This window comes from Gaiella sp. (assembly GCF_035710885.1).
GTDB lineage: Bacteria > Actinomycetota > Thermoleophilia > Gaiellales > Gaiellaceae > Gaiella.
Window position 1 is genome coordinate 1 of sequence record NZ_DASTCS010000072.1, and the last position, 3,255, is coordinate 3,255.

Annotated in this window: 4 protein-coding genes and 2 pseudogenes; 3 read left to right on the forward strand and 3 right to left on the reverse strand. The window is 70.9% G+C overall.

What is annotated here, in order from left to right; genetic code table 11:
* Window positions 1-202: pseudogene (locus VFO26_RS16425) on the forward strand (GNAT family N-acetyltransferase); the annotation flags it as partial.
* A gap of 107 nt (window positions 203-309) precedes the next feature.
* On the forward strand, window positions 310-849 hold the full coding sequence (locus VFO26_RS16430; RefSeq protein ID WP_325116156.1) for a cupin domain-containing protein: 540 nt from the start codon (window positions 310-312) through the stop codon (window positions 847-849).
* A gap of 43 nt (window positions 850-892) precedes the next feature.
* Here VFO26_RS16430 and VFO26_RS16435 read toward each other — a convergent pair whose 3' ends face one another.
* From VFO26_RS16435 to VFO26_RS16445, 3 genes and pseudogenes are all read right to left on the reverse strand, one after another.
* Window positions 893-1,483 carry a dihydrofolate reductase family protein gene (locus VFO26_RS16435; RefSeq protein ID WP_325116158.1) on the reverse strand — a complete coding sequence of 197 codons (591 nt, stop codon included), beginning with the start codon at window positions 1,481-1,483 and terminating at the stop codon, window positions 893-895.
* Between the two features lie 149 nt (window positions 1,484-1,632).
* Window positions 1,633-2,016 (reverse strand): annotated as a pseudogene (locus tag VFO26_RS16440) (deiodinase-like protein); the annotation flags it as partial.
* A gap of 12 nt (window positions 2,017-2,028) precedes the next feature.
* On the reverse strand, window positions 2,029-2,289 hold the full coding sequence (locus VFO26_RS16445; protein WP_325116159.1) for a hypothetical protein: 261 nt from the start codon (window positions 2,287-2,289) through the stop codon (window positions 2,029-2,031).
* A gap of 703 nt (window positions 2,290-2,992) precedes the next feature.
* Between VFO26_RS16445 and VFO26_RS16450 the strand changes: the two genes are divergently transcribed.
* Window positions 2,993-3,255 (forward strand): pentapeptide repeat-containing protein (locus VFO26_RS16450; protein ID WP_325116160.1); only part of this gene is annotated, 263 nt, incomplete at its 3' end.

Consider the following 3,255-nt stretch of genomic DNA (forward strand, 5'->3'; position numbering starts at 1 on the left):
GCTCGCCCGCGCCGCCGTCGACTTCGCGCGGACGCGCGGCGCCCGTGCCCTCGAGGGCTACCCGATGATCACCGAGCCCGGGCGGAAGATCGACCTGGTCGGCGAGCTCCACGTCGGCAGCCGCAGCATCTTCGCCGACGCCGGGTTCGCGGAGGTCACCCGGCCGACGCTCCGGCGGGTCGTGATGCGCATCGACTTCTAGAGGCTCGATGTGGGTTGGGGATGCGTGGCGGGGAGGGCGCGCGCCGAGCCGCGCAGGCCCCCAAACCGCGCGTGCCCATGACCCAGACAAGCCTCTACGATGCCGCCGTGCCCGAGGCGCGTCTCGAGGACTCCGGCTCGGGCCTTGCGCCCGTCGTCGACGGCTGGTTCGTCCTCAACGTGCGCGACGCGGAATGGTGGACGTCGGAGGCGTTCGGCTCGGGGTGCGTGTTCGAGAGCCGCGCGTGCTCGTTCCCGCAGCTGGGTATCAATCTCAGCGTCCTGGAGCCGGGCCAGCCGAGCTGTCTCTACCACTCGGAGTCGCAGCAGGAGGCGTTCCTGGTGCTGTCCGGGGAGTGCAGGCTGCTCGTCGAGGGTGCGGAACGGCTCCTGCGGCGGTGGGACTTCTTCCACTGTCCCGCCGGGACGGAGCATGTCTTCGTGGGAGCCGGCGACGGGCCGTGCGTGATCCTGATGACCGGTGCACGGACGGAGGACGAGCAGCTGCTCTACCCCGTCTCGGAGCTCGCCGGACGCTACGGGGCGAGCGCGGAGCAGGAGACGCCCGACGCGAGTCAGGCGTACGCGCGGTTCGAGCGGCCACGGCGAGGGCGGCCCTCGTACTGGGACCGCCTCCCCTGGGCGTAGCCGAGCGCACGAGGCCGAGAGCGGGAGCCGACAGGCGGCGCGCCTACGCCTCGGCCGGCGGACGGTAGGTGCACACGTGCACGCCCGTGGCGCTGGTGGCCGAGGAAGCCAGCTCGAGCGTGCGCATCGCGCCGTCGCCGGGGAAGATCGACTTGCCGCCGCCGAGGATCACCGGCTCGATGTTGAGCCTGAGCTCGTCGACCAGGCCCTCGTGCAGGAGGGTGCGCGCGAGCGAGGCGCTTCCCATCACCACGACGTCGCCGCCGTCGGTCTCGCGCAGCTCCCGGATGCGGCCGACGGCCTGGGCGCCGGGGATGCGCGTCGTGTTCCATGTCAGCTCGTCGTCCCCCAGCGTCGCGGACACGACGTACTTCGGGATGGCGTTCATCCGGTCGGCGAACGGGTCGCCGGCCCGTTCGGGCCACGCCGCAGCCATCACCTGCCACGTGCGGCGACCGAACAGCAGCGCGTCGGCATCGGTCATCGCATCGGTGAAAGAGCCGCCGACGACGTCGTCGAAGAATCGGTGCGACCAGCCCCCGTGGGCGAAGCCGCCGTCGGTGTCCTCGTCCGGGCCGCCCGGCGCCTGCACGACACCGTCCAGGCTCATGAACTCGATGATCACGATCCGCATGGCCTCCTCCTTCTGCTCGTGTAGCGGGTTCAGCGATGTCCCGGTGTAGACGACCGGGGCCGCGCAGAATCATCTCGGCCGGCGCCTGCGCGTCCGTGCGAGGCGGCCGAGCGACTACACGGGTGGGTCTCAGGTCATCGGCCGGGCGCTCAGCGGCGCTCGAGTCGCGCCTCGAGCTGCTCTCGCGCCTCCTCCGGCGAGAAGCCCCACGGGCCGGGACTGCCTGGGTAGACGATCCGCTCGTCGCCCCCGACGAGCACCAGCCGCTCGGGCCAGGCGGCGAACGCCACGTTCGCGCGATTGTCCATCTCGTCGAGCAGCAGCGGCAAACTGAGATCGAGCCGCCGCACGGTTTCCCGGGCTTGCTGCCGGCGCTCCTCGAGCGTGGTCTGCTGCTGCAGGACGACGCCCTCGTCCACGTTCTCCGGGAGCTGCCACTCGTCGTCTGCGTGGGCTTCTGCGAGGTAGACGAAGGCAAAGTCGGCCCGGTCCCGGAAGACCTGATACAGCGTCTCGACGTCGCCCGACCGACGACGGAACGGAGGTCAGGTGAAGCTGCCGAAGACGAGCAGCAGCGGCCGCCCGCGAACGAGCTCCGCGACCGCGATCGATTCGAGATCCTCGCCGCGTCGCAACGTCACGTCGGGCAGCGGGTCGCCGGCCTGCAACACCTCCGCCGCGCGGTAGCGGGCGAGGCTCGCGATCACCTTCGCGCGTTCTCCACCGGGGACGAGGCTCTCGACGTAGCGACGGTCGGCCGCGTCGACCAGCGACGCGATCGACTCCTCCCTGCCGAGGCTCTCCATGCGCGAAGCGTAGTGACGGTCGGCACGCGGCTTACACCCGTCGGTTGCCGGTGAGCCACGAAAGGACCGACGGAGGCCGATATGAGTGAGTACGCCGTTGCGCGCCTCGACGAGATCGACGAGCTGGACGACGGGCGCGAGCCGTTTCGACCCGTCCGGCACCACCTCGGCATCACTGCCTTCGGAGTGACCTCGTGGACGGCCCGTGAGGCCGGCGACCGCATCATCAACGAGCACGACGAGACGGACGGGGAACGAGGAGCTCTATCTCGTCCTGCAGGGGCGAGCCGTGTTCGAGCTCGACGGCGATCGGATCGACGGGCCCGCAGGGACCTTCGTGTTCGCTCGCCCCGCCGTGACGCGAACGGCGTTCGCCGAGGAGCCCGACACGACGATCATCGCGGTGGGCGGCACGCCCGGAAAGCCGTTCGACGCGCGCGGATGGGAGGCGCGCGATCGACATGTCGGAGGAGTTCCGCGCGTACGCACAGGACGACTCGGACCCGGACCCGATCCGCGACGAGCCCGCCTTCCAGGACCTGACCGCGAGCCAGCCCGGTAGGCCTCTGCGAAGGCGCCGCCCGAGCACGGCGCTCTCTCCTATCGTCCCGACATCGGAGCCCCGCCGCGCACGCCGTACCCGCCCGACCTCGCCGAGGATGCACCCGCAGCGGTCGGGCTCGGTGACCTCGTCGACGTCGTCGTGGAGAGCGTCGACTGGGCGAACCGACGATCCCGCACCGTCGGCCGCCGGGTCGAGCTCCGCCGCTGCCGGCTGACGGGCTCGGAGCTCGGCGAGTCGGACCTCACGGACGTCGTGTTCGTCGACTGCCGCCTCGACCTCGTCGGGTTGCGGTTCGCAAAGCTCGAGCGGGTCGTGTTTCGCGACTGCCGGATGAGCGAGTGCGACTTCTACGAGGCGTCGTTGAAGGATGTGACGTTCGAGCGGTGCGAGCTTCGCGGGGC